General features: G+C 51.4%; 21 protein-coding genes. 8 read left to right on the top strand and 13 right to left on the bottom strand.

Translation table 11 applies throughout. The annotated features are described in order from the left end of the window. Positions 1 to 161: 161 nt before the first annotated feature. Positions 162 to 869 carry a Crp/Fnr family transcriptional regulator gene (locus FMS18_RS11795; protein ID WP_163294745.1) on the bottom strand — a complete coding sequence of 236 codons (708 nt, stop codon included), beginning with the start codon at positions 867 to 869 and terminating at the stop codon, positions 162 to 164. 338 nt (positions 870 to 1,207) lie between these two features. Between FMS18_RS11795 and nifA the strand changes: the two genes are divergently transcribed. Further along, on the top strand, positions 1,208 to 2,803 hold the full coding sequence (gene nifA / locus FMS18_RS11790) for a nif-specific transcriptional activator NifA (RefSeq protein WP_163294743.1): 1,596 nt from the start codon (positions 1,208 to 1,210) through the stop codon (positions 2,801 to 2,803). 87 nt (positions 2,804 to 2,890) lie between these two features. Here nifA and FMS18_RS11785 read toward each other — a convergent pair whose 3' ends face one another. The 12 genes from FMS18_RS11785 to nifH all read right to left on the bottom strand — a co-directional run bounded on the left by FMS18_RS11785 (position 2,891) and on the right by nifH (position 15,079). Further along, entirely contained in the window at positions 2,891 to 3,754 is an 864-nt protein-coding gene (locus tag FMS18_RS11785; protein ID WP_163294741.1) for a hypothetical protein, read from the bottom strand. A 213-nt stretch (positions 3,755 to 3,967) separates the two neighbouring features. Continuing rightward, positions 3,968 to 5,239: a nitrogenase cofactor biosynthesis protein NifB gene (nifB, locus tag FMS18_RS11780; protein ID WP_163294739.1), complete on the bottom strand. Its 1,272-nt coding sequence runs from the start codon at positions 5,237 to 5,239 to the stop codon at positions 3,968 to 3,970. A gap of 130 nt (positions 5,240 to 5,369) precedes the next feature. Continuing rightward, positions 5,370 to 6,728: a nitrogenase component 1 gene (locus FMS18_RS11775; protein WP_163294737.1), complete on the bottom strand. Its 1,359-nt coding sequence runs from the start codon at positions 6,726 to 6,728 to the stop codon at positions 5,370 to 5,372. A gap of 2 nt (positions 6,729 to 6,730) precedes the next feature. After that, positions 6,731 to 8,095 carry a nitrogenase iron-molybdenum cofactor biosynthesis protein NifE gene (nifE, locus tag FMS18_RS11770; RefSeq protein ID WP_163294735.1) on the bottom strand — a complete coding sequence of 455 codons (1,365 nt, stop codon included), beginning with the start codon at positions 8,093 to 8,095 and terminating at the stop codon, positions 6,731 to 6,733. Between the two features lie 15 nt (positions 8,096 to 8,110). Further along, the gene (locus FMS18_RS11765; RefSeq protein WP_163294733.1) at positions 8,111 to 8,566 is read right to left on the bottom strand and encodes a GNAT family N-acetyltransferase; all 456 of its coding nucleotides are present in this window, start codon (positions 8,564 to 8,566) and stop codon (positions 8,111 to 8,113) included. A 70-nt stretch (positions 8,567 to 8,636) separates the two neighbouring features. Next, complete coding sequence (locus FMS18_RS11760; RefSeq protein ID WP_163294731.1) at positions 8,637 to 8,939, bottom strand: ferredoxin; 303 nt, start codon at positions 8,937 to 8,939, stop codon at positions 8,637 to 8,639. A 132-nt stretch (positions 8,940 to 9,071) separates the two neighbouring features. Beyond that, positions 9,072 to 10,199 carry a NifB/NifX family molybdenum-iron cluster-binding protein gene (locus FMS18_RS11755; protein WP_163294729.1) on the bottom strand — a complete coding sequence of 376 codons (1,128 nt, stop codon included), beginning with the start codon at positions 10,197 to 10,199 and terminating at the stop codon, positions 9,072 to 9,074. Positions 10,200 to 10,311: 112 nt separating this feature from the next. Beyond that, on the bottom strand, positions 10,312 to 11,685 hold the full coding sequence (gene nifK / locus FMS18_RS11750) for a nitrogenase molybdenum-iron protein subunit beta (RefSeq protein ID WP_163294727.1): 1,374 nt from the start codon (positions 11,683 to 11,685) through the stop codon (positions 10,312 to 10,314). Positions 11,686 to 11,716: 31 nt separating this feature from the next. Then, positions 11,717 to 13,354 (bottom strand): nitrogenase molybdenum-iron protein alpha chain, encoded by a 1,638-nt coding sequence (gene nifD, locus FMS18_RS11745; protein ID WP_163294725.1) that lies wholly within the window; start codon positions 13,352 to 13,354, stop codon positions 11,717 to 11,719. A gap of 18 nt (positions 13,355 to 13,372) precedes the next feature. After that, the gene (locus tag FMS18_RS11740; RefSeq protein WP_163294723.1) at positions 13,373 to 13,747 is read right to left on the bottom strand and encodes a P-II family nitrogen regulator; all 375 of its coding nucleotides are present in this window, start codon (positions 13,745 to 13,747) and stop codon (positions 13,373 to 13,375) included. Position 13,748: 1 nt separating this feature from the next. Next, a complete protein-coding gene (locus tag FMS18_RS11735; RefSeq protein ID WP_163294805.1) occupies positions 13,749 to 14,096 on the bottom strand; it encodes a P-II family nitrogen regulator in 348 nt (115 codons plus the stop codon). Between the two features lie 155 nt (positions 14,097 to 14,251). Beyond that, positions 14,252 to 15,079, bottom strand: coding sequence for a nitrogenase iron protein (gene nifH, locus FMS18_RS11730; protein ID WP_163294721.1), 828 nt, complete (start codon positions 15,077 to 15,079; stop codon positions 14,252 to 14,254). A 324-nt stretch (positions 15,080 to 15,403) separates the two neighbouring features. Between nifH and FMS18_RS11725 the strand changes: the two genes are divergently transcribed. From FMS18_RS11725 to FMS18_RS11695, 7 genes are all read left to right on the top strand, one after another. Continuing rightward, positions 15,404 to 16,510: a LeuA family protein gene (locus FMS18_RS11725; RefSeq protein ID WP_163294719.1), complete on the top strand. Its 1,107-nt coding sequence runs from the start codon at positions 15,404 to 15,406 to the stop codon at positions 16,508 to 16,510. Continuing rightward, positions 16,507 to 17,373 (top strand): hypothetical protein, encoded by an 867-nt coding sequence (locus FMS18_RS11720; RefSeq protein ID WP_163294717.1) that lies wholly within the window; start codon positions 16,507 to 16,509, stop codon positions 17,371 to 17,373. The genes FMS18_RS11725 and FMS18_RS11720 overlap by 4 nt, the downstream gene beginning before the upstream one ends. 211 nt (positions 17,374 to 17,584) lie before the next feature. Beyond that, positions 17,585 to 18,622 carry an AraC family transcriptional regulator gene (locus FMS18_RS11715; protein ID WP_163294715.1) on the top strand — a complete coding sequence of 346 codons (1,038 nt, stop codon included), beginning with the start codon at positions 17,585 to 17,587 and terminating at the stop codon, positions 18,620 to 18,622. Beyond that, entirely contained in the window at positions 18,603 to 19,868 is a 1,266-nt protein-coding gene (locus FMS18_RS11710) for an MFS transporter (RefSeq protein ID WP_163294713.1), read from the top strand. Before FMS18_RS11715 ends, FMS18_RS11710 begins: the two co-directional genes overlap by 20 nt. A gap of 228 nt (positions 19,869 to 20,096) precedes the next feature. Then, positions 20,097 to 22,778 (top strand): RND family transporter, encoded by a 2,682-nt coding sequence (locus tag FMS18_RS11705; RefSeq protein ID WP_163294711.1) that lies wholly within the window; start codon positions 20,097 to 20,099, stop codon positions 22,776 to 22,778. 146 nt (positions 22,779 to 22,924) lie between these two features. Further along, the gene (locus FMS18_RS11700; RefSeq protein ID WP_163294709.1) at positions 22,925 to 23,746 is read left to right on the top strand and encodes an outer membrane lipoprotein-sorting protein; all 822 of its coding nucleotides are present in this window, start codon (positions 22,925 to 22,927) and stop codon (positions 23,744 to 23,746) included. Continuing rightward, positions 23,743 to 25,038, top strand: a complete 1,296-nt coding sequence (locus tag FMS18_RS11695) for a hypothetical protein (protein WP_163294707.1) — start codon at positions 23,743 to 23,745, stop codon at positions 25,036 to 25,038. The genes FMS18_RS11700 and FMS18_RS11695 overlap by 4 nt, the downstream gene beginning before the upstream one ends. Positions 25,039 to 25,041: the final 3 nt, after the last annotated feature.

Here is a 25,041-nt window from a genome sequence, read left to right as displayed (position 1 = left end):
ATGTTTGCGAGGCAGTAGATTTTGTCTCGCGCTTTTTTTCACATATGGAGCAGGAAAAGGAAAAATTCTGTCTCATATGAGACAAAAACAAATTGAGTTGAATTTTTTTGAGTGGGTCAGAAGGGAAAATGAAAGGTTTAGTTCGTTGGTTGTCGCTTATCTCACAAGCTTAAATTTTGGAAAAGCAGCCCGCCCGCTTCACGGGAAAGTGTTTCAGGATCGAGGATTTCCAATGTGGTTTTGGTGAATTTACCGATGACCCCTTTTTGGCGCAGGGCCTTGATTACCCGGCACAAAGAGCTGCGGTGAACTCCAAGGGTGGAGGCCAGTTCGCTTTGAGTCAGGCCGGGGGAAAAAGATTCGGATTCGCCGTTTTCCTGCCAGAGTTGGTACAGGGAACGGCTGACCCGCGTACTCACCTCAAGCAGGCCGGAATCAAAAAGCTGGGCGAAAAAAGCCCCGGCCTTGATGCCCAGTGAATGGATCAGATTACAGGCCAGCTCCGGGTGCTGGCGAAAGAAATCATCGTTTTCCAGAATGTATTTGGGAAAACGGGCTACCACGCATTCTTCCAATGTGTGCAGGCTGTGACTTTGGAAAATAGAGCTGTGAATGTGTGAAACTTCATTGAAAAGGGTGCCGGGACCGATGCGCATGACCACCCGCTCCTGTCCGCTCTCTGAGAGGCAGGAAAGTTTGACAGAACCTTTGAGTAAGAAAAAGAAGTAGTTTGGATCATTGGCTTCTATCTCGTGAGCCTTGGGCAGGGAGGTCTGCACTGCTTTATCAAGTACACTTTCCCAAATGGAGTTCACTCCTTCAATACTGAAAAGGGCCTTTTCCTGACGGAATGTTTTGTCTGTAGGCATGGCTAACCATAGTAGGCTTGGTGCGGGGAGTCGATAGCTTTGTGGTTGTGAAAAATATTAGGCCGCCAATTGTTCGCAAATCAGTGTATCTAGTTCGGTAGTTTTGATAATGGGCCAGATAAGGCTCTGCTGCATGAATTAGACGAGAAATAGGTCGGTGGCAGAGTTTGTTTTTGAAGCTGCAAATGGCCAAGATCAGTTTTCCATTAATGTTCATTGGTTTGTGATAATTGACATAAATGTGAATATTTTCAAAAATTCATTTTCTCATAATGTCCAGAAATTAAAAAGTATTTCTCTGTTTGCAGTAATGGCATCTCCCTTGCTTAACTGCATATATGTATCCTTCACTGCATGGATTGAAACTTTCCGCGCTGCTGGCCATTTGTCAGGCCATTGAGCAGGCTCTTGATCTGGAGTCCGCACTTGACGGTGTGCTTAGTATTCTTTCGGAGAACCTGAGCATGAAGCGGGCGACAGTGACCCTTTACGACCCGGAAACAAAACAGCTTTCAATCAATGCCTCGTATGGTTTGTCCCTTGAGGAAAAACAGCGCGGGGTTTACCGCCTTGATGAAGGGGTCACTGGGCGTATTTTCCAGACCGGGGAGTCTTATTATGTGCCGGATATCAGTAAGGAGCCGCTTTTCCTTGATAAAACCGGAGCCCGCAAGATTGAGCGCGCTAAAACCGGATTCATCGGTGTGCCGATTATTCTTCACAGCGACCCCATCGGTGTTCTCAATGTGGATCGTATCTTCGGTGATCATGTCGCTGCGGAAGAGGATGTTGATTTCCTGAAGATCGTGGCTACGCTCATCGGTCAGTTTATAAGTCTCAACGAGAAGATCATGGAACGTGAGGCTGCCCTCAAGCGTGAGAATACTTCTTTAAAGTACCAGATTTCCAAAAAAACAAAGGGCCTCTACATTGTCGGGCAGAGTTCAGCCATGGTTGAGGTCCAGCGGCAACTTGAAAAAGTGGCACCCACCAAGGCCACAGTGTTGCTGCTCGGTGAATCCGGTGTGGGCAAGACGCTCATGGCCAAGATCATCCACGAACTTTCAGATCGCGCAAGGCACCCTTTTATCAAGGTTAACTGTGCTTCCATCCCGGAAAATCTTCTTGAGTCCGAATTATTCGGTCATGAAAAAGGATCTTTTACCGGTGCGGCTTCCACTCGTCCGGGCCGTTTTGAAGAGGCTGACGGCGGGACAATTTTTCTTGATGAGATCGGGGAATTTCCCATGAGCCTACAGGCCAAGCTTTTGCGGGTCTTACAGGAAAAAGAGCTGGAAAGGATCGGTTCAAACAAGACTCGCAATATTGATGTGCGTATCCTTGCGGCCACCAACCGCGACCTCGGGTTGTTGGTGGAGCGCAATGAATTCCGGCTGGATCTCTATTACCGCTTGAATATTTTTCCCATCACCGTGCCGCCCTTGCGGGAACGCAAAGAGGACATCACCGGGCTGCTCAATTATTTCATCCAGAAAATGGCTGAGGATTATGGTCGAAAAATGTTTTTTACCCCGGCGGCTCTTGATTCGCTTATGATTTACGATTGGCCGGGCAATGTTCGTGAGATGCAGAATCTGTTGGAGCGGCTGGTTATCATGTCCGACTCCGAATATATTACCCTTGAATTTCTTAAATCCTATCTTGCTCCGGGCCAGCGTGGAGTCTCCAACAGTTCTGATGGAGAAGTCAGCGTTCCTGCTTCAAACGATGCTCTTCCTCATTGCACCTCGCTCAAGGAAGTGGAGCGTAATGAAGTTGTCGCCGCTCTGGAACGTAGCGGCTGGATTCAGTACAAGGCCGCAGAAACTCTTGGCCTTTCTGCTCGTCAGATGGGCTACCGGGTTAAGCGTTACGGTCTTGAATCCATGATCGCCGAAGGGCGGGCGCGGCTTAGGCGTATGAAGAAAGGTTAAAAATTTCCTGACTGGCTAGTCCGCGATCATCGAGATTGCGGTTAAAAAAAAGAGGCTTTCCACGTCGGGTGGAAAGCCTCTTTTTTCCTAGTGATGGCAGGCTTTGAAAGCCTTGCCTTTGTAGCTGTATTCCCATGAATCGCGCAGTAGAATCTGCCGCGCTTCTGGAAATTCCACCTGAATAATTACGTCATGACGTCCTTCCGGGTGAGTCCAGATGGCACTGCCTCCGCCCCATTTGATGGGGATTTCCATGACTATCGTTCCCTCTTCATCTGTAGGCCGCCAGTGCCTGAGAATCTGCCCGTCAAAAATGGCCCGTCCGTCGGGCAGGATGACCACTGAAGCACCGGAGGGTGCTTTCCAGAGTCCCCAGGCCCAGCAACCACCTATATTTTTGAAGCTGCCGCTGGTTCCGGCTTGTTTCGGGGAATCATACGGGGTGTCTTCCTTGGCTGTGTCTTCGGGGAAATTCCATGTGGTCAGAGAGTGCCTGACCAGCTGTTCGGCTTCGCGGTCATCATCGGGATAACGGCCCTGAAAGATGTAATTCACTCCATTATGGCTACTGGCTGCCAGCAGTGATTCAAATGTCCTGCCGTCTGCTTTTCCTTCATATTCACGGAAAATTGCAGGGGCACCGGAGACATGTCCTTTGGTTTCGGAAATCTTATTCTGCAATGGAAAGCCCTGCTGTTTAAGGGCGGTAATCCAATTATCAAGCAGTTTCTCCAACGGAATCTTTTTACCGGGAGTGACATAAAGTTCCACACTGGAATCAAGTGACGGGGATATGCATTGCTTTACCCGGTTATCTCCGCGGGCAACTTGGTTATCGCTCCATCCGGGAGGGCAGTTGACCCCTTTGGCTACCTCATCGGCACTGGCGGAGGTGATACTGAAAAGGGTTAGTATAAAGAATAGAAGTACGGTTTTCGCGGTCATTTTCATTTGAGTGCTCCAATCTGGGTTTTGTCAAACATAATCGGTTTTACAAAATTTTGCCAGATAGTGGAGCAGAGGATATTTGAACTTTGTTCTGACTATCAAGGGAGAAGCCCCGGCAAGAGCAACTTTGCCGGGGCTTCACAGTGTAATTTATAGAAACGGAGCATTTCTATAAAATTTTATTTTATTGCAGATAGCTGTTTATGGACAGAATTTTTATCCGCACTTGGTGCCGGTTCCGGTGCAGCAGGCATCAGCAATAGAGCCGCGCCGTCCTTTATGGATATCCATATCCCCGCCGTTGTAGATAGTACGCAGTGCGTCTTCGATGAACCCGCCGATCACGTGCGGTTCCACGCCGTTTTCAGCCAGTTTTGCCTGCGGAGTTTCCCCGATGGCCGCCGCAAGCACCGCGCGACAGTCACTGAGGGTTGTCGCAAGCTCGGTCCAACGCTGCGGACCGCATCCGGCCTTGGGAGCGGGCCGTTTCTCCACCAGTTTGAAGTCGCCATCGCCGTCCTTGGCCCAGATGTGGAATTCACGGGCTTCACCGAGATGCTGATTGACCAGCATGCCTTCGCGGGAAGCAACCGCCACGTATGGGCGTGGTCCTTTCACATCAATGGGTTTCAGCTCGGAACAGGATTTTAAGGTGCCACAAAAAGCCACGGATTTATCATCACCCAGCAGTCCCACAGCATCTGCGCGGCAGCGGCGGCAGTGGGTCATCTGTTCAATGGTTCCCCCCGCTTCCTTGCGCAGAGAGTTAATCATTTTATGGTCCGGCTCTTCAAAATCAGCAAAAAGGGTATCCGCAGTGGGCTTGAGCGGGATCATGTTCTGAATGTCCGTGCCAAGTTCCGCTGCCACGCGGGCCACTTCCGCAATGTGCTGGTCGTTGATTCCGGGAATGACAATGGAGTTAACCTTCACGGTAATGCCACGTTCTTTCAGCCCTTTAATGGCTGCAAGCTGGCGTTCCAGCAGGACCTTCGCGCCTTTTTCGCCACGGTACACAACCTTGCCGGCCTTGACCCAGGAATAAATTTTAGCCCCGATTTTCGGGTCAACCGCGTTGATGGTGATAGTCACATGGGATACGCCCAGTGCCTTCAGGTCATCCAGATAAGGCAGGATGCCCATGCCGTTGGATGACAGGCAGAAGATCAAATGGGGATGCTTTTTATTGAGCAGCCGCATGGTTTCCAGAGTCTCTTCCGGATTGGCAAAAGGGTCGCCCGGTCCTGCGATACCCGCCACGGTGATACGCGGTTCTTTTTTCAGCACTGCGTCCATATATTCCGCAGCCTGAAAAGGTTTGAGCACACCGCTGGTCACGCCGGGGCGCGATTCGTTCACGCAGTCGTATTTACGATTGCAGTAGTTACACTGAATGTTGCACTTGGGGGCTACCGGGAGATGTACACGTCCACAGGAACCTGCGGTTTCTTTGTTAAAACACGGATGTTTGGTGGTATCTTTTTTCATGATATATCTCCCTGTTATGCCTCCGGCGGCCCTGCCGGGAGCCTTAAACCCTTTTGGGAAAAGGGTTTAAGAATCCCAAAACTTTTTATTAGGGCTTCGCCGCTGGTGTTATTAAATAGTCCTTTATTTCTTACATATAGCCATAGCCGACAGGGTTATCGGCCTGTTTCTTTTCGAGCATTGCGTTGACTATGCGGTCGAAAAGGTGCTGCGTTCCGCGATAGCCCAGCGTCGGGATGCGCTGCCCGCCGAAGCGGTCATGTACAGGAAAACCGAGCCGGATGAGCGGGATTCCCCATACCTTGGCGTAGCGGTAGCCCTTGGAATGACCGATGAGCAGGTCCGGTTTCAGTTCCCCGGCCCGTTCGGCGATGTCGTGGAAATCAACTCCTTCGTGGATTTCCGGGGTGGTCCGGCCTACGCCCTCGGTTACTGCGGAGATGGCTTCAGCCATGCCTTTTTTTTTTGCTCCGGACCCGGCAAGGACCACGTCCACGCCGATCTCGGCCAGAAAAGCGCACAGTCCGGTAACGAGGTCTTCCTCGCCGTAAACAACGGCCCGCTTGCCGAAAATGTATTTGTGTCCGTCCACGTAAGCATCGATGAGCCGGCCCCGTTCGCGTTCGTAACGGGCGGGCATCTTTTTGCCGGAAACAGCTTCGAGAGTTTCGAAGAAAATATCGGATTCACGCAGGCCCATGGGCAGGCCGATGCGGTGGTTGGCTACACCGAACCGCTCTGCAAGGCTGGTTCCGCCGCTCTTGGCGGGAACACAGCGGCCCAGTTCGATGGTTGCTGCCGCGCCGGACATCTTTTTAATGTCCTCAACCGGAGTACCGCCGACGGGGATTTTCACGTAATCCTCCAGTGCCGGGCCATCGAGGGTTTCGGAAATATCGGGCAGGATGGTCGCCTTCAGGCCGAAATCTTCACAAATATCGAAGAGGTGACGCACATCTTCACAGGAAACCATGTTGGGCAGGATGTTTACGTGTCCGTCGTCTTCCGCTTTTTCAGTGCAGAGCTGTTCGACCATGGAACGCACTGCGCCGTGCCAACCGTCCATGTGGGTGCCGTTGTAGCTAGGTGTGGAAACCTGCACGATATCCGGCAGGTCGAGGTCGCCGAATTCTTTATTGAATTCATTGAGATACATGGGAACATCATCGCCGATTGTTTCGGTGAGGCAGGTGGTCGCCACGCCCACGATTTTCGGCTCGTATTTTTTCATAACATTGAGGATGCCCTTTTTCAGGTTCGGGCCGCCGCCGTATACAGCGTGCTTTTCACCCAGAGCTGAAGAAGCAATATCCACAGGCTCACGAAAATGGCTGATCACGTAACGGCGCATGTAAGTAGCGCAGCCCTGCGAGCCGTGCAGGAAAGGTATGGAGCCTTCAACGCCGCGAAAGGCCAGAGATGCACCTAACGGCGTACAAAGTTTGCAGGCATTAGTGGTCGATGTAAAATTTTTACTCTTAGTAGTCATGGCTATTCTCCTGCTTTCTTCGATCTTCTAGGTACAAAGTTCCAGACCGGGCTCATTGCTGAGGCGTGAATTTCGCGGGCGAAATTGAGCATGCCTTCGAAACCTTCGAGGGCTTCCTTGCGCTCGTGGTTGTGATCGCAGAACCCCACTCCCATCTTGAAGGCGATGGGGCGTTCTTTTACGCCGCCGACAAAGATGTCCACGTCCTTTTCCTTGATGAATGCAGAAAGTTCCAGCGGGTTGGCGTCATCCACGAGGATGGTGCCGGGATCGGAGATACGTTCCAGTTCAGCGTAATCTTCCTTGGTTCCGGTCTGGGAACCGACCATGACCACTTTCATACCCAGATGGCGGAAAGCCTTGAGCAGGGAGAAAGCCTTAAAGGAACCGCCCACGTACATGGCGACTTTCTTGCCTTCGAGATCTTTGCGCATGCGGGCCAGTTCGGGCATGAGCTTGGAGAGTTCGTCGCGCACGAGATTTTCCGTGCGTTTGACAATGTCCGGGTCGACATCCTTAAAGAAATCAGCAACCTGATAGAGGGAATCGGCCATGTCTTCGATGCCGAGGTAGGAGACGCGCATGTATGGCTTGCCGTATTTCTCCTTCATCATTTTTGCCAAGTCCAATGTCGCCCCGGAACACTGTACAAGATTAAGGGCCGCGCCGTGGCTGCGTCCTATATCCTTCACACGTCCGTCGCCGGTGATGTTGGCGACGACCTCCACCCACATCTTTTTGAAATATTCGCGGATGATCCAGATTTCCCCGGCAAGGTTGAAGTCGCCCAGGATGTTTACCGAAAGGGGGGAAACATCGGATACATCCTCGTTGCCCACCAGCTTGAACATGGCTTTGCAGGCCGCGAGATAGCCTTCGCGCTTGCTGCCCTTGAAACCTTCGGACATGACCGGAAGTACGGGAATTCCTTTCTTCTCGCTCATCTTTCTACATACCGCTTCAAGGTCATCACCGATGATGCCGACAATGCAGGTGGAGTAGACGAATGCAGCCTTGGGGCTGTGACGGTCGATGAGTTCATCAAGGGCTGCTTCAAGCTTCTTTTCACCGCCGAAGATAACGTCTGTTTCCTGCAGGTCGGTGGAAAAGGAGAGGCGGTGCAGTTCCGGGCCGCTGGAGAGCGCGCCGCGGATGTCCCAAGTGTAGACCGCACAGCCGATGGGACCGTGAACCAGATGCAGGGCGTCTGCGATGGGGTATAGCACCACCCGCGAACCGCAGAAAACACAGGCTCTCTGGCTTACTGCACCGGCAAGCGATTCCCGGTTGCAGGCCATGTCCAGTGCTCCCTCGCCCGTACGGTGGATCTGGTCTTTGCGTTCTTCTAAAATTGTGTATTCATTCATTGTTTTGCTCCGTTGCTATGCGTTCGTCTTGCGAAGGCAGATCAGGCTTGTGTTGCTCCAGCCGATCTTTTGGTAGAATTTCAGGGCCGGGGTATTGTCGCAGTCTGCAAGTAATTGCAGCCGTGTTGCTCTTTGTTCTTCTGCGAATCCGAGAATGGCTTCCATGAGTTGTGAGCCGATTCCCGCCCCCTGCCTGTCGCTGCGGACAACCACGTCTTCCACGAGGATGGACGGACCGCCTTCAGCTGTTGAGATTACAATCTGACCGGTGCACATGCCGACCACTTCACCATGTTCTTCCGCCACCAGAATGCGTGCCCGGGGATTGCCTAGCAGCATTTTGAGGCCATTCAGCTGTCTGCTCCCATCCACTGAAAAGTCTTTCTCGACGGAGAACAGAGATTTCAGCAGATCGGTCATGGGAACCAGATCAGCAGAGTTGGCGTTACGTATATGAACTGTGGTCGGCATATGCTCCCTCATATGGTTTTCCAAAATCCAGAAGCGTGAACTTTGAAATGTTGATTTTGCGTTTGTTTAATTAATCGAGCAGGTAATCTGCACAGGGCTCGCCGTCTTCAAGGCCGTCGAGGATTTCATCGATCTTTTCTTCTGAGTCCACACCCTTGAACCACCAGTTTTCCGGCTGGATCACGAGGATGGGACCGTTATCACACTGCTTCAGACAGCTGGTGGCTACCACCAGTGCGTCCAGACCACGGTCGATGGTTTCTTCTTCGATGTATTGCAGGAAACCGTCAGTCTGCTTGTGACAGATACCCTTGGGTTCGCCCGTAGCGCGGAAACTCTGACAACAGATGATCATTCTTTCAGGGGTAGCCATAATTTTTATCTCCTCGTATTTGATTATGCCTCCGGCGGCCCTGCCGGGGGCCTCAAACCCTTTTGGGAAAAGGGTTTAAGGATCCCAAAACTTTTTATTAGGGCTTCGCCGCTTCGCGTTAAGACTTGTTAATTACTTCTTGCATTTGCCTTTTTTCCCGCCGCCGTAGAGCACGTCCACTGTGCCTTCTACGTTTTCGTCGGTCTGGATTGTCCTGATACCTTTGGCGGCAAGCACTTTTTTCGGGGTCTCCCCGGCTGCGGAGCAGAGTAATACGAAGCAGTCGTTCAGCATTTCAGCCAGTTTTTCCCAGCGGGATTTTCCGCCGCCCGGTTCCGGGGCCTCTCTTGTCTCCAGCAGGCAGGCCAGACCATCTTCGCGGGGGCCGAAAATCATGAGTTTATGGGCGTGGCCCAGATGCAGGTCGATATCCATACCGCTGGAGCTTGCCACCGCTACATTAGGGCGGCTTTTACTCGGTTTGGGCAGGTTACTTGATACCGGCTTCTCCAGTTCGATGGATGATCCGCATCTGAGCCACGGCTCCATGAGTTCAATATGTTTTGCGGCGAGTGTTCTGGCTTCCGCAATCTGCTCGTCACTCACTGCTGAAAATTCGCTGTCTTCATTTGGAATAAAGGGGGTCAGTCCCATGATGTCCGCGTTAAGCATCTTTACGGCTATGGCGATGTTTTCGATCTGGTCTATGTTTTCGTTGTAAATTGTTGTGTTGACCTTCACGGTCAGCCCTGCTTCCTTGAATGCCTTGATGGCTGCGGCCTGTTCATTCATAAGCAGCTTGGCGGCTTCGGGCAGGGGGATGTTCTTGGTTGACGGGCGAATCCAGGCATAGATTTTTTCGGCGGTAGCTGAATCCGCCGCGTCCACCAGAACAGTAATGTGGGAAATCTTGAGTTCTGCCAGTTTTGCGGCATATTCCGCACCGTTTATGCCCAGAGTTGTCAGGCAGAGGGACATGCGCGGGTATTTATCGTGGACCAGCTTCAGGGTCTTGTAAGTTGCTTCGAAATTTGCCAGCGGATCGCCGGGGCCGGTAATGCCCACAACTTTGATTTTTTTGCCGGACTCAATCAGCCCATCAAGCATGCTCAATGCATCTTCGGGCATGATGGCTGCCGGCTGCTTGGTCATGGGAGCAAAGTTGGTGCGGCAAAAAGTTCTGGGAGCAACCGGAAGGTGAACGCGGGCTACAGAAGCGCGGGCTGAGGGTCCGAAACAGGGATGTGAGGTGGTAGTCATCGGTTTCTCCTTAAAAGCGGCGAAGCCCTAATAAAAGTTTTTGGGATCCTTAAACCCTTTTTTCAAAAAGGGTTTGAGGCCCCCGGCAGGGCCGCCGGAGGCCTCTTAGGTATTAAAGTACAAGTTCGAATGTTTCTTCGGGGGAATCGCGGTCTTTGCGATCCAGCAGCAGTCCGAGAATCTTTTCCAGCAGTCTCAGGCCGCCTTTGTAGCCCACGGTGGGGAAGTACTGGTGTCCCTGACGGTCAGTGATGGGGAATCCCCAGCGCAGGAACGGGATGTCTTCGTCACGGGCAATATATTTGCCGTAGGAGTTACCCATGAGCAGATCCACAGGCTCGTTCTTGATCCACTGGTGCATGAGGAACATGTCGCCTTTGGCTTTGACCTTACATTCGTAGGGCATGTCCGAGGTGAGTTCCTTGATCCGTTTTTCGAATTTCTTGCCGGGAGTACCGGTAACGACGTAGACCGGGCACATATCGATGGAACGGAGGAATTCCACCATGGAAATGAGCTGGTCGGGATCACCGAAGATGGCGACTTTTTTGCCGTAGAAGTACTGGTGCATGTCGGAGATGAGGTCCACCAGCTGTCCACGCTCGTAGGAGATGGTGTCGGGGATGGAAACTCCGGCCACGGTGCGCAGCACGTCGATGAAACGGTCGGTGGCTTTGAGCCCGAAGGGCATATCCAGCACGGTACAGGGAACCTTGTGCTTGGAATCCAGCCAGCGGGCCGCGTCTGCGCTGCACCATTCACCAAGGGCGATGGTTCCGGTAGCCTGTCCTGCTTCTTTGAGCTCTTTGATGGTCACGCCGCCGTCGGGGAACATCTTGTATTCACCGCTAAGGGGACCGTTGAGCACGCCGGAGGTATCCGGGAACATGGTGGTGTCCACGCCGATCATGGTGCAGAGACGCTTGATCTCTTCCATGTCGCAGGGTTCCACCCAGCCGGGGATGATGTTTACTTTGCCGTTCTTCTCTGAAGAAGGCTCGGCCAACTGGGCCATGGCTTTAACCATGTTGGAGAAACCGGTGACATGCGATCCCACGTAACTGGGAGTCGGTGCGCCGAATACGGTTTTACCTTCAGGGATCTTGCCGTCCTTGGTGGCCTTGGTAACGATCTGTTTAAGGTCATCACCGATGGTCTCGGAAAGGCAGGTGGTGTGCACCGCGATCACTTCCGGTTCGTAAACCGTGAAGATGTTGTTAATGGCCTGAATGAGGTTGGCCTGTCCGCCGAAAACCGATGCGCCTTCGGTAAAGGAGCTGGTCGCTGCGGATACGGGTTCTTTATAGTGTCTGGTCAGCATGGACCTGTGGTAAGCACAGCAGCCCTGTGAACCGTGGGAATGAGGCAGACAGCCTTTGATTCCCAGCGCGGCGTACATGGCACCGATGGGCTGACAGGTCTTAGCCGGGTTGACGACCAGCGACTTGCGTTCTTTGATTTCTGTGGGTGTGTGTCTGAGTAACATGTTTTTCTCCTGCTGTTTTGTGGCACTCTGGCTATTCCCACACGAATGTTGCGGTGAGCTCGGGGTTTTCCTGCCAGGGGGCCTTCATGTAGCTCCAGACCTTGCTGCCTACGAGGCGGTCGATTTCTTTGTAGAAGTTGATCGCGCCCTTGAATCCTGCGTAAGGTCCGCCGGAATCGTAGCTGTGCAGCTGTTTCATGGGTACGCCCAGTTTCTGGATGGAATACTTTTCCTTGATGCCCGCGCAGAAAAGGTCGGGCTTCATTATTTCCACCAGCTTTTCCGCTTCGTACTGGTTCAGGTCATCAACAACGATGGTGCCTTTATCCATGTCGGGGTTCAGTCCGTCGTAGTGCTTGAACTGGTAACCTGCGTCCTCAAGTGTTTTGATCTCTTCAGGAGTTTTGCGCGGTTTGTAGTGTACTTCATCAGCTACAACTTCGATTTCTTCGATGTTACGGGAGTCCGCATCAACTTTGATTTCCGGGATTACGCGGCGTCCTTCGTAGTCATCGCGGTGTCCGAATTCGTAACCTGCGGAAAGGGTCTTCATGCCCATTTCATTGAACAGTTCCTGATAGTGGTGAGCGCGTGAGCCACCCACAAACATCATGGCTGTTTTGCCTTCAGTGCGGGAGCGTACGTCTTTGGCAATTGCTTCCACTTCGGGCATCTCTTCAGCAATCACAGCTTCAATCTTTTCAATGAGTGTTTTGTCGCCGAAATATTCGCCGATTTTGCGCAGGGATTTGGCTGTTGCTTCCGCGCCGATGAAGTTCACCTTGATCCAGGGGATGCCGTATTTAGTTTCCAGCATATCCGCCACGTAGTTGATGGAGCGGTGACACATTACACAGCTCAGGTCCGCGTGCTGTGCGGATGCGAACTGGTCATATGTGGAGTTGCCGGAGAAGGTGGCGATGTTGGTAATGCCGCATTTTTTGAGTACGCGGTCGATCTCAAAACCGTCACCGCCGATGTTGTATTCGCCGAGCAGGTTGATTTTGTATTCTTCTTTGCGCGGTTCATCGTTTGTTCCCACCAGATGAGTGAAAACTTCGTTGTTGGCGATATGGTGACCGGCGGACTGGGAAACACCCTTGTAACCTTCACAGGAGAAGGCAAAAACGTTGCAGTCGCCGAATTTTTCTCTCATCTTTTTGGCAACGGCGTGAACATCGTCACCGATCAACCCCACCGGACAGGTGGAGAAGATACAGATGCCCTTGGGATGAAAGAGGTCGTATGCTTCCTGAATGGCAGCTTCGAGTTTCTTTTCACCGCCGAAGATAATGTCCTGATCCTGCATGTCGGTTGAGAAGCAGTAGGGCATGTAGTTTTCACCGTCAGGGCCTGCAGAGGTCTGGTTACGGCGGGTCAGCCAGGAATAAAATCCGCAGCCGATGGGGCCGTGGGTGATGTTCACGATGTCGCGGGTGGGGCCCATGATAACGCCCTTACAGCCTGCATAAGTGCAGCCGCGCATGGTGATGATACCGGGAATGGTTCTGACGTTGGCGACGATTTCAGGCGGTGCTTCGCTTTCAGTCGCTTCGTTGATCATAATCTGTTTGGCGCGCTTGCGGGCAACTTTCGGCGGATACTTCTTCAGAAGTTCTTCCTTGATGTCCGCCGGGTCCCACTGCACCACTTTGGTCTTGCTACTCATAATAATTCTCCTGAGTGGTTAGGCGATGGACTTCGCGCCTGTTTCTCCGGTTCTGACCCTGACAGAGTCGCCTACGGGGCAGACGAATATCTTGCCGTCACCGGGTTTTCCGGTTTTGTTGACTTTGATGATCTCTTCCACCACTGCGCCTACTGATTCTTCGGGAACAACAGCGGTCAAAATACGTTTGGGGTAGAGCTTGCCTTTTTCACCGAGGACTGCGGCGGCTTCTTCGTAGCCTTCTTCCGCGCCCTCAAGTACAGTAGCGTTTACAAAACCTTTTCCGCGGCCCTGTGCCTCGTGGGCGAAGAAAGCATCTATGCCCGCTTCGGTGAGGGCCTCTTTGGTGCGGTTCATCATGTTCATCCGCACAACTGCGATGACCTCTTTCATGCTATGCCTCCTCTGCCGGAGCCGCTTCGTTGATGCCGGAGCTGATGGTGTAGACGTCTTCAACTTCGGTTACGAAAATCTTACCGTCACCGAATGCGCCTTTTGCTCCGGATCTTGCCGCGTCCATTACGGTGTTGATTACAAAGTCTTTATCTTCAGCCTTGACCACGCTCATGAGCATGGTTTTGGGGATTTCGTCGTAAGTTACTTCGCCGATTTTGATGCCGCGCTGTTTACCGCGGCCTGCAACGGAATATTTGGTTACTGCGGGGTAGCCGTTGTCCATGAGCGCGGCCAGTACGTCGTCCGCTTTTTCCGGTCTTACAATTGCTCTCACCATGATCATGATATTTCTCTCCTTGCTCTGCTATTTGATGCGCTGTGCGCTTTAAGAATGGATTGATTTTGCCTCCGGCGGCTTAAACCCTTTGAAAAGGGTTTAAGAATCCCAAACTTTTTTATTAGGCTTCGCCGCTTTGTGTGGAGGAGGTGGGGGAATTTCTATTATGCTTCCATGAGTCCGTAATCGAGGAGCAACTGCTCCAGTTCTTCGATTTCCAGCGGGGTGGGGACAACGAACATTTCGTTTTTGTCGATGGCATCGGCGAGGCCCATGTAAGCGGTGGCCTGCGGTACGCTGTCGTCCCATTCGATTACGGTTTTACGGTTGATTTCCGCGCGCTGTACGTCATTGTCGCGGGGGACGAAGTAGATCATCTGGGTGCCCAGCTTTTTAGCCAGCTCTTCGATCATCTCTTTTTCGTTATCAACGTTACGGGAGTTGCAGATCAGGCCGCCGAGGCGTACTCCGCCGGATTCCGCGTATTTCATGATACCTTTGCAGATGTTGTTGGCTGCATACATGGCCATCATTTCACCGGAACAGACGATGTAGATTTCTTCGGCCTTGCCGTCGCGGATGGGCATTGCGAATCCACCGCAGACAACGTCACCGAGTACGTCGTAGAATGCGTAATCAAGGCCTTCAGACTCTTCGTATGCGCCGAGGTTCTCAAGCATGTTGATGGATGTGATGATACCGCGACCTGCACAGCCGACTCCGGGTTCCGGGCCGCCGGATTCAACACACCATGATTCACCGAAACCGGGTTTGCGGATGTCCTCAAGTTCAACGTCCTCACCTTCTTCACGAAGGGTATCGAGAACTGATTTCTGGGCCAGTCCGCCCAGCAGCAGGCGGGTGGAGTCCGCTTTAGGGTCACAGCCTACGACCATAACTTTGCGGCCCATTGTTGCCAGTCCGGCTACAGTATTCTGGGTGGTGGTGGATTTTCCGATTCCGCCTTTTCCGTAGATTGCTACTTTTCTCATTTTTTTTTCCTCCATGTGGTTTGGATTGTTTTCGTGTTGCTGATTCTCCTAAGGCAATCCGTGTGCCAAACTTGTTTTTGTATCGTAAGTAACTGTATTTGATTGGAAATGTGCCTAGGATAAAGAAAAATTAAGACATGCGAAAAATGTAGATTCTTATGAATGCTCTGCACAAAATTGTAGGAAACTACATTTTCGTAGGTTGCGTATGGAGAAGGAAAAGTAGGGGATGTTATATAAATTAAGGTAGATAGGATGGCAGGGCTGTTTGGCACCGATTATGCTGTATGGATTTTGAACTATTTAATCCATCTGGAGTACATAATGTTGATCGATACCACCCTGCGTGAAGGCGCACAGTTGTTCGGGGCTTATTTCAATCTGGAAACCCGCAAGCGCATCGTATCCTCACTTATTGATATGGGCGTGGATGAGATAGAGCTGGGCTGGGTCGGCCAAGATGATCTTACGGTCTTTGCTGCCCATGCCCGCACTCTCGGCGGAGATACGGAATTAAGTGTCTGGTCTCCCTGCCGGGAGAAGGCTATTGAAACAGCGGCGGAGCTGGGGCTGCCCCGCATTAATATCGGGGTTCCGGTTTCGGACCTGCACATTGAGAAACGTTTAGACTCGGACCGTCAGGATATTTTGCGTAAGCTGGCTGCGGCAGTGCGCAGGGCTAAAGAATGCGGTTTTGAATACATTTCCGTGGGCCTTGAGGATATCTCCCGTGCTGATGGAGATTTCGCCCTTTCCATGGCCCTGCATGCCGAGGTCTGCGGGGCTTCGAGGGTCCGCCTTGCGGATTCACTGGGGCAACTGACTCCCCTTTCCATGGAAAAACTGGTCAAGGAATTCAGAGCGAAGCTGAATATTGATATTGCCGTGCACTGCCACGATGATTTCGGCATGGCTACGGCCAATTCATTCACCGCCCTTGAGGCGGGGGCCGATTACGCGGACTGTTCGGTCATCGGCATCGGCGAGCGTTCCGGCATTGCCGTCACCGAGGAACTGGTGGCCCGTTTGGCTCTGCGTGAGGGTAACACCCGCTACTCCACCGCAGTGCTTAAGGAAGCCTGCATGCTGGTGGGCGCGGCAGCCAAGGTTGCCATCCCGCGCACCAAGGCTGTAGTCGGCACCGATATTTTTGCCTGCGAATCAGGGCTGCACACCCATGCCCTGAGCAAATCCCCGGAACTGTTCGAGCCTTACGATCCAGATTCAGTGGGTACGGCCCGTAAAATGGCCGTGGGCGGCAAGAGCGGGCGGGCAGCGGTGCGCAATGCCCTTGATGAATACGGTATTGATTGCGGCACGGACTCCCTTTCCACGCTTACCGAGGCCGTGCGCCAGCTTTCCCTGCGCCTTGAACGGCCTCTGACCCGCAGTGAATTTATCAAGCTAAATGACGAGGAGGTCTACACATGAACACCTTGAGACGTCTCTATCTGACTGAGGTCGGGGAATTGATTGCCCAGCACACCACCGATGATTTGCGCCGCAAGACCCTGCAGCCGGTCCAGACCTATGCCAACGGCACGGTTAAATCCCTGCCGTTGGAAGAGCGCACCCCGGTTTTTACCCCGGTGGGGATAATTGAAGCTGAGATGGTTACATTTTATAAGTCCGGTAAGCTGAAGCGGGTTTTTCCGCTTAACGGGAAGCTGTCCGGCTACTGGACACAGGAAGATGAAGGCAAGCTTGCCGAGCCATTGACCATTGACACTCCGGCTGGTCCGCTAACAGCCAAAGTCATCAGTCTTTGTTTTTACGAGGATGGTGGATTGCGTTCCATGACCCTTTGGCCGGACGAAAATATTGCCGTGCAGACTCCGGTTGGTGTCATCAGAACCCGTGTGGGCATCAGCTTCAGTCCGGGAGGGCGCATCCGTTCTCTTGAGCCTGTCGAGCCGGCACCGCTGCAAACCCGCATCGGCAAAATCACTGCTTTTGATTCCGATGCAGTAGGCATCAATGGGGATTTGAATTCACTGGTTTTTGATAATCAAGGGCAGGTTGCTTCTCTGTGTACCACTTTAAGCATGGTCACCGCCCGCCACTATTCCGGGGCGGAGTTCCTTTTTGTGCCTGAATGCCGTGAATCTTTATGCTCTGAAAGTGAGCGCGAAATGGTGCCCATGCGTGTGGTCTTTGATGATCAGGGTATGGAACTCAGCGTGACTCCTGACTCAGAGCCGTCTTATGTGGATTTTGAAGATTATGAAATCAGTACTGCGCCGTTTCTGCCGCAGCTGGATAACTTGTCGAATGGGCTGATTTGTTCGGTTTGATGTTGAAATATTTAGTTTAAGATGACGTTTCGTTCCAGAGAATTACCCTGCAAATAAAGTTAATATCCGATTCGCCTAACAATATCGCCCCATTAGGGAGAGGGATAAGTTAAAAGTATACTCCACACTTGACAGTTAAGTAGGTTAACTATATTCGTAAGGAAAATGAAATTCAAACTCAGTTAGGGTTTGCCGAGTCAGGAGTGGAGTAATGGAAAACAATACGCTTTCCGCTATAAATAAAGGTTGTTGGGGAATCGAAGATGCCTCATCTAAAAGTGCTGTCCGTGCATTTGAATCTGTAAGGGGGGATGGGGCAGCGGAACCTCCTGTCTGGCGGGAAATGGAGCTTCGTCCCGGATTGCGGCTTAGTGCTTTTGAAGCCGCTCTTTTTAAGGGTTTTTCTTTCAGCTACCACAAGAAAAACAATTATATTGATTTTGGCTTTTTCCTTGAAGGATCAATCATCAACAATATGCATGAAACTTCCCTCGGGCCTTTGCGGGTGGAGAATTTACCCGGTAGCGGCGGTTTGGGTTTTTTCCATGAAATATCGGGTGTTGTCGAGTCTACAGTTGAGGGGCGGGCGAGGACCATCCATTTGCATATCAGCCCTGAACTACTGCACGAATTGCTCTGCACGGATATGGATTCAATTCATGATGATTTGAAAGGGGTGTTGGAAAATCGGAATGCAAATGAGTTTTTTATCCATCATACCATGGACCCGGCGGTGCAGGCCGCGGCTAATGAATTGTTTTACGGCTTTGTTGGTGACAATTGCAGCAGGCTTTATCTTGAAGGCAAGGCACTTGAGTTGATTGGCTTGCAGGTCATGAAGCTTGAATCTCCTGAGCGGGGTCGCAGTTCCGGGTTGAGTCTGCTCGAGATAGAACGCATTAAATCCATTCAGGATGAGTTGAAGGAAAAATTTGATAATCCGCCGACCATGGCTGAACTTGCCCGGGCGCATATGATGAGCATCTCCAAAATTCAAGCTGGTTTTCAGCAGCTTTACGGTATGACTGTTTTCGCTTTTCTCAAGGAATATAAGTTACGTAAGGCTCGAATGCTTTTTGAAGCAGGAGATATGAATGTGAGCGAAGTAGCATGGGCTTTGGGCTATACAAATCTGAGCCATTTCAGTGCGGCATTTAAGAAAAAGTACGGAGTGTTGCCAAAGAAGTTTTTGACTTCAGTGCGAGATAAAAAAGTGAGGAGTTACGCCAATGAAAAGTTCAAACAATGAAAGACCGCAAAAGGCTTCAAAATTATTCAAGCTTTCCCTGTTGGCTTCCATGTATTTGTGTCAGGCCATACCGCTTGGTTATGTGTTCGGCAGTTTACCGGTTATCCTGCGTGAGCAGGGGGTGAATCTTAAGGCCGTAGGGGCAATTTTCGCACTTCATCTGCCGTGGGCCTTGAAGTTCCTCTGCGCTTCATGGGTGGACCGTAAATACATACCCGCCCTTGGCAGGCGCAGGTCATGGATACTTCCCTTGCAATGGAGCGGGGCGGCGGTGTTGGTCTGCGTGTCCTATTTTCCGCCGTCTGCTGATTTCGGCATCATGTACGGCCTGCTCCTTCTTTTAAGCTGCGTCATGGCCACCAATGATATTGCCGTGGATGGCTATGCTACTGATATTCTGGAAGAAGAGGAGCGTCCGTGGGGCAATTCCATCCAGTCCGCAGCCCGTTTTGCCGGGCTTATGCTCGGAGGCGGGGTCATGCTGTTCATGAACTCAAATTTCGGCTGGCAGCCCCTCTGCCTGTTTCTTGCCGCTGCTGTATTCTCCTTCAGCCTTCCGGTTCTTTTTCACCGGGAGATTGATCCCCTCATAACAGTACCGGCGGACAAGGAAAGCAGCGGGGAAGGGGTGTGGGCTTTTATTAAAAAGCGTGAAGTTCTCAGGGTTCTCCCTATTCTGATTGCTCCCACGGCGTTTGCCTTTACTTCGGTGCAGATGCGCACCCCGCTGCTGGTTGATATGGGATTTGATTCCCGAAGCGTGGGTACTATCCTCATGCACTGCGCCTACCCTGCGGGATTAGCCGGGACTTTTCTCAGCGGATGGTTTCTACACCGGGTGGGCGGGCGTGTTTTTTTGCGGGTTTTCTGCTCCACAGTGATCTTGCTGGCTGCGTATACGGTTTTCGTGGCCTGCTCCGGGGTAATCCCTTACTGGCAGGCGGCCCTGCTCTTGAGCATTGATAATATTCTCATCGGAGCGGTCATGGTCTGGAGTTTTACCCTGATGATGAAGGTGAGTGCCGGAAAGAATGCCGGGACCGGGTTTGCTGTCTTAAGCAGCTTGTTCATCATTATACCCATGGCATGTGGCCCTGTTCTCGGTCATGTGGGGGACCTGCTCGGTATGGAAGGGTTATACATTCTTTTGGGACTGCTTTGCTTTGCCGGATTTATGGTGGCTGAATTTGCCGGACGCCATGAAGGCAGGGTTGGAGCAGCACGTATGGTTGAATTTCCCGGATAGTGGATTGATTGTGAATGACTAGTTCCGGGCCTGTGGTCCGGGGCGGTAAAGGCTGTACGGATCTCCGTTACAGCCTTTATTTTTGCTTTCGTAAAACGGTTAATTTTAAGGTCTTATGGAGTAGTTTCGGTTTTCAGCCTGAGCTATGACTAAGGCAAAGGATGTTTTTGTCTGGGTGAAATTCTATAACAATAGTTAAGTTGCTTAATTAAATACAGAGGTAAAGAAATGAATCAAATAAAACAAATGCTGATTTCCTTCGCCACTAAAAGGAGCTGGATGACCATTGCCATGCTTCTGCTGCTGGCGGTGTTTTGCGGCTCTTTTTTTCCGAAGGTGGTTATTGATACCGATCCTGAGCATATGCTTCCACCGGACGAACCTTCCCGGGTTTTCCACAATCAGGCCAAGGAGAAATTCGCCCTTTCAGAAATTGTTGTACTCGGCATTCTTAACGAGCAAAACCCGCACGGAGTTTTTAATCCCGATACCTTAAAGCGTGTCCATGAGCTGGCGGAGTTTGCCCGGACCCTGCGCTGGGAAAATCCTGACGATCCCTCAAAGATGGATGGGGTCATCGAAGTGGATATGATTGCTCCGTCCATGGTGGAGCATATCAGTCAGGATGGGCCGGGAGCGATTTCATTTGACTGGCTCATGTCCCGGGCTCCGTCAACCCAGTCGCAGGCCGACATTGTAAAGGAAAAGGTTTTTTCCAACCCCATGCTGGTGGGGCAGATGGCTTCCGAAGACGGCAAGGCTATCTGCATCTACCTGCCTTTGACCGACAAGTATCAGAGCTACCGTGTTTATACTGCTTTGCAGGAGAAGATAAAGGAACTGGGCGGTGATGATGAATACCACATTACCGGTCTGCCCGTGGCGCAGGATGCAATCGGGATTGAAATGTTCACTGAGATGAGCCTGGCTTCACCGCTGGCCATGGGTACCATTTTTCTGCTTCTGTATTTCTTTTTCCGTAAGCTTTCATTGACCTTCCTGCCCATGATCATCGCCACCCTTTCCGTGGTCATGACCATGGGAACCATGATCGGCTGCGGATTTGAAGTGCACATCATGAGTTCTATGATCCCGGTCTTTTTAATGTCCATTGCGGTGGTGGATTCCATCCACATCCTATCGGAATTTTTCGACCTCTATACACCGGAAAAGGGTAGGAAACAGACCATTGTCGAGGTCCTGAATATCCTGTTCATGCCCATGCTCTATACTTCGCTTACTTCGGCGGCGGGCTTTATTTCCCTTGCCCTCACTCCTATTCCCCCGGTCCAGATATTCGGCGTGTTTGTGGGGCTGGGCATCATGGTCGCCTGGCTGCTGACCATCATGTTCGTTCCCGCCTATATATTGGTCCTTCCGGCCCGGATCTTCAGCAACTTCGGGCTTAGCAAACACGGCAGCGGCAAAACCACTTTGCTGTCCCGGATTCTGGAAAAAACCGGGGGAATCTCTTACCGCTACGCCAAACCGCTGCTGGGGCTGTTCCTGATATTGCTGGTTGTTTCCGCATGGGGAATAAGCAAAATCCAGATCAACGACAACCCGGTTAAGTGGTTTGCACCCAGCCATCCCATCCGTCTGGCCGACACCGCCTTGAACAGGCATTTTGCCGGAACCTATCCTGCTTATCTGATTCTGGAGAGTGAGGAGAATGAAATCAATTTCTCTGCATCCGATAAACGCAGGCTTACTGAGAAGTTCGTTAACTTTACCGACACCCTCACCCCTGAATTTCCGGACGCACGGGAGAAAGGGGTGATTTTCATGGCAGAGCTGATGGAGAAGTCTGATCCGGCAGCGGATTCGTTTCTTGACCGGGCAGCGGCTTTTGCCGGGCGTAAGGCGGAGAAATCCACAGGTGACGATTTCTACCTGTATGATGAATTCAGCAGTTTTTTCAGTCTTGAAAAAGAACTCCTGAAGCCTTTTAAGCAGCCCGCAATGCTCAGTTACCTTGCCGGATTGCAAAAGGAAATCGAGAAAGCGGGACTGGTGGGCAAGAGTACTGCCCCGGCTGATCTGGTCAGCAAAATACATCAGGAACTGACGGATGGCGAGGATGCCAGCTATCGCGTGCCTGAAAAAATGCAGACCGTTGGTGAATGCTACATGCAGTTCCAGCAGAGCCACCGTCCGCACGATCTCTGGCATTACGTGACCCCGGATTACAACGGAGCCTGCGTGGTTTTCCAGCTTACCAGCGGTGATAATATGGTCATGGAAGCGGTGGAAACCTTTGTCAGCGACTACTTCAAAAGCAATCCTCCGCCCTGCGACATCACTCACAACTGGGCCGGATTGACTTACATCAACGTGGCTTGGCAGAGCCAGATGGTGGAAGGCATGCTGCGTTCATTTATCGGTAGTTTCGCCATTGTCCTGCTCATGGCTGTGTTTCTGTTCCGTTCATTCAAATGGGGTGTGTTGTGTATGGTTCCGCTGACCATAACCATCGCTTTCATTTACGGTTTCATCGGTCTGATAGGTAAGGATTACGATATGCCTGTAGCGGTTCTCGGCGTACTTACGCTGGGAATGTCGGTTGACTTTGCCATCCATTTTGTGGAGCGCAGCCGGAAAATCTACTCCAAGACCGGATCATGGAAGAAGACCCTGCCCAGAATGTACGGTGCCCCGGCAAGGGCCATCAGCCGCAATGTGCTGGTTATCGCCATCGGGTTCCTGCCCATGCTCATTTCGGCTTTGATTCCTTACCGCACCACCAGTTTGCTGCTTTCATCCATCATGATGATTTCTGGCATCCTGACTTTGGTAGCCATGCCCGCAATCATCACCGTGGCCTCAAGGTTCTTCTTTGCCGGAGCCAAGCTGGAGATTCCGGCGCAGTCCAGTTCTGATGCAACAGTGACGGTGAAGGTTAATCAATAATAAAATACGATTTGTCCTCTCAAGGCGGCGAAGCCCAAGTAAAAGTTTTTGGGATTCTTAAACCCTTTTGGAAAAGGGTTTAAGCCGCCAGAGGCGAAATCTTTGCAATAAAAAGCGCGAAGCGCATCAAATCAAAGAGGCTTCACATGAAATCAAAAATATTATCTTTCATAGCAACAATGGCACTGGTTTCATTAATGAGTGCATCCGCAATGGCAGCACCTGACGTTGAAACCATAGTCAACAACGCCAACCACATGGCCCTTTATCAGGGCGAAACCTGCAAAGGTAAAGTGCACCTTGAAATCACCGATAGCCAAGGGCGTACCAGAGAGCGGGACTTGAACATCCTGCGTAAAGATGCGGGCGACGGTGACTCCAGACAGCTGTACATGTCCTACTTTAAATCCCCGGCAGACGTGCGCAAAATGGTTTTCCTTGTGCACAAAACCGTTGAACCGGGCAAGGACGATTCCCGCTGGCTGTACATGCCCAGTCTGGACATGGTGAAGCGGATCGCTGCCGGGGATAAAAGGACCAGTTTTGCGGGCTCCGATTTCCTGTATGAAGATATCTCCGGGCGCAGCCTGCATGAAGACGTGCACGAATTGATCGGGACTGAAAACGGCTGCTACATGCTCAAAAACAGTCCTAAAAATCCCGGTGATGTGGAATTTTCCCACTATGTTGCTTACGTGGATATGAAAACCTATCTGCCCATGAAAATGGAGTATTTCAAAGGATCGGACAAACCTTACCGGACCATGGAAGTGATTAAGGTAGATGAAATAGCCTCAGATAAGAGTGGCGAAATCTATCCCACGGTTACCGTTTCAAAGGTCAAGAATCTTGAAACCGGAAGCGAAACTGTAATGACTTTCTCCGGCGTGGTTTATGATCTTCCGGTCAAGGAATCCATCTTCGGCGAAAGATATCTGCGTCGTCCGCCGAGGGAATTGATGCGATGAGGGTGTTCAGAAGTAAATGCATAATGGTCTGGTTGGTGCTGTTTGCAGCACTGGCTGGCCCGGCTTCGGCAGCGGAAAGTGGAGGGGATGGATTTTTTGAATCCTTCTGGGAGCAATTTGCACCGCTGGAATTCAACGGTTTCATTGAAGCCCGCGCAGGAGCGCGCACTCAGCAGGACCCGGAAGAAAAACAGATCTCCATGGCTGAGATCCGCTTACAGGGTGAAATATTCACCTACACCGATTGGGCTGACTTTAAATACAAAGGAGATCTACGCGCGGACGGTGTGACTGACCGAATTGTCTATGAAACCCGTGAATTGTGGATGTTCTCCCGGCCAACGGAGTTTATGGATATAAAATTCGGGAGGCAGGTGCTTACCTGGGGCACGGGCGGGCTGGTCTTTCTGAACGACCTTTTTCCCAAGGACTGGCGGTCATTCTTCATGGGCAGGGATGCGGAATATCTGAAGGCTCCCTGCAACTCGGCCAAGGTCAGCTTCTTTACCGAACTGGCCAATGTCGATCTGGTTTATTCCCCGAAATTCGAGCCGGATCGCTATATTGACGGGGAATATATCTCTTTTTTTAGTGGACTGGAGGACCGCATCGTGGGCCGGGATAATATCCTCGACACCGACGAGCCTGATGAATGGTTTGAAAATGATGAGATCTCGGCTCGTATTTACAAGAATATCAACAATTATGAGCTGGCCCTGTACGGTTACTGGGGCTACTGGAAAAAGCCTGCTGGAATGAATTCGGATGATGAGGCTACGTTCCCGGCACTTAATGTGTACGGCGCAAGTATTCGCGGTCAGGTCGGACCCGGCATCGGGAATATTGAAGTTGCGTGGTACGATTCCACCAAGAGCAGGGGCGGAACCAATGCGGACGTGGATAATTCCGAGCTTCGCTATCTGGTGGGCTATGCTCAGGAGCTTTGGACCGACAGCAATTGCGAAGTGCAGTATTATGTGGAGCAGATGCTCGATTACGGCAATTATCTCAATGTGCATAATCCCAAGTATCCCAAGGATGAGTTCCGGCATGTGATCACCATGCAGTTCACCCAGCAGTTCATGAACCAGAACCTGACCTTGAACTTTGACGCCTATTATTCGCCCAGCGATGAGGATGCTTATTTGCGGCCCGGATTACAGTACAAGGTGTCTGACCGGATGACCGTTGGTTGCGGGGCTAACATTTTTATAGGTGCCCATGAACAGACCTTTTTCGGTCAGTTCACCAACAACTCCAACGTTTATAGTTCAATTCGGTATAGTTTTTAGCTT

This window comes from Desulfovibrio sp. JC022 (assembly GCF_010470665.1).
Classification (GTDB): domain Bacteria; phylum Desulfobacterota; class Desulfovibrionia; order Desulfovibrionales; family Desulfovibrionaceae; genus Maridesulfovibrio.
This window is presented reverse-complemented; position numbering and strand designations above follow the sequence as displayed.

What these genes read in the sequence shown, in the direction of transcription:
- FMS18_RS11795 (WP_163294745.1), bottom strand. Translation starts at nt 869, where the DNA reads ATGCCTACAGACAAAACATTCCGTCAGGAAAAGGCCCTTTTCAGTATT.
- nifA (WP_163294743.1), top strand. Translation starts at nt 1,208, where the DNA reads ATGTATCCTTCACTGCATGGATTGAAACTTTCCGCGCTGCTGGCCATT.
- FMS18_RS11700 (WP_163294709.1), top strand. Translation starts at nt 22,925, where the DNA reads ATGAAATCAAAAATATTATCTTTCATAGCAACAATGGCACTGGTTTCA.
- FMS18_RS11725 (WP_163294719.1), top strand. Translation starts at nt 15,404, where the DNA reads ATGTTGATCGATACCACCCTGCGTGAAGGCGCACAGTTGTTCGGGGCT.
- nifB (WP_163294739.1), bottom strand. Translation starts at nt 5,239, where the DNA reads ATGAAAAAAGATACCACCAAACATCCGTGTTTTAACAAAGAAACCGCA.
- FMS18_RS11710 (WP_163294713.1), top strand. Translation starts at nt 18,603, where the DNA reads ATGAAAAGTTCAAACAATGAAAGACCGCAAAAGGCTTCAAAATTATTC.
- FMS18_RS11755 (WP_163294729.1), bottom strand. Translation starts at nt 10,199, where the DNA reads ATGACTACCACCTCACATCCCTGTTTCGGACCCTCAGCCCGCGCTTCT.
- FMS18_RS11775 (WP_163294737.1), bottom strand. Translation starts at nt 6,728, where the DNA reads ATGACTACTAAGAGTAAAAATTTTACATCGACCACTAATGCCTGCAAA.
- FMS18_RS11785 (WP_163294741.1), bottom strand. Translation starts at nt 3,754, where the DNA reads ATGAAAATGACCGCGAAAACCGTACTTCTATTCTTTATACTAACCCTT.
- FMS18_RS11695 (WP_163294707.1), top strand. Translation starts at nt 23,743, where the DNA reads ATGAGGGTGTTCAGAAGTAAATGCATAATGGTCTGGTTGGTGCTGTTT.
- FMS18_RS11705 (WP_163294711.1), top strand. Translation starts at nt 20,097, where the DNA reads ATGAATCAAATAAAACAAATGCTGATTTCCTTCGCCACTAAAAGGAGC.
- nifD (WP_163294725.1), bottom strand. Translation starts at nt 13,354, where the DNA reads ATGAGTAGCAAGACCAAAGTGGTGCAGTGGGACCCGGCGGACATCAAG.
- nifH (WP_163294721.1), bottom strand. Translation starts at nt 15,079, where the DNA reads ATGAGAAAAGTAGCAATCTACGGAAAAGGCGGAATCGGAAAATCCACC.
- FMS18_RS11740 (WP_163294723.1), bottom strand. Translation starts at nt 13,747, where the DNA reads ATGAAAGAGGTCATCGCAGTTGTGCGGATGAACATGATGAACCGCACC.
- nifK (WP_163294727.1), bottom strand. Translation starts at nt 11,685, where the DNA reads ATGTTACTCAGACACACACCCACAGAAATCAAAGAACGCAAGTCGCTG.
- FMS18_RS11715 (WP_163294715.1), top strand. Translation starts at nt 17,585, where the DNA reads ATGGAAAACAATACGCTTTCCGCTATAAATAAAGGTTGTTGGGGAATC.
- FMS18_RS11765 (WP_163294733.1), bottom strand. Translation starts at nt 8,566, where the DNA reads ATGCCGACCACAGTTCATATACGTAACGCCAACTCTGCTGATCTGGTT.
- FMS18_RS11760 (WP_163294731.1), bottom strand. Translation starts at nt 8,939, where the DNA reads ATGGCTACCCCTGAAAGAATGATCATCTGTTGTCAGAGTTTCCGCGCT.
- nifE (WP_163294735.1), bottom strand. Translation starts at nt 8,095, where the DNA reads ATGAATGAATACACAATTTTAGAAGAACGCAAAGACCAGATCCACCGT.
- FMS18_RS11720 (WP_163294717.1), top strand. Translation starts at nt 16,507, where the DNA reads ATGAACACCTTGAGACGTCTCTATCTGACTGAGGTCGGGGAATTGATT.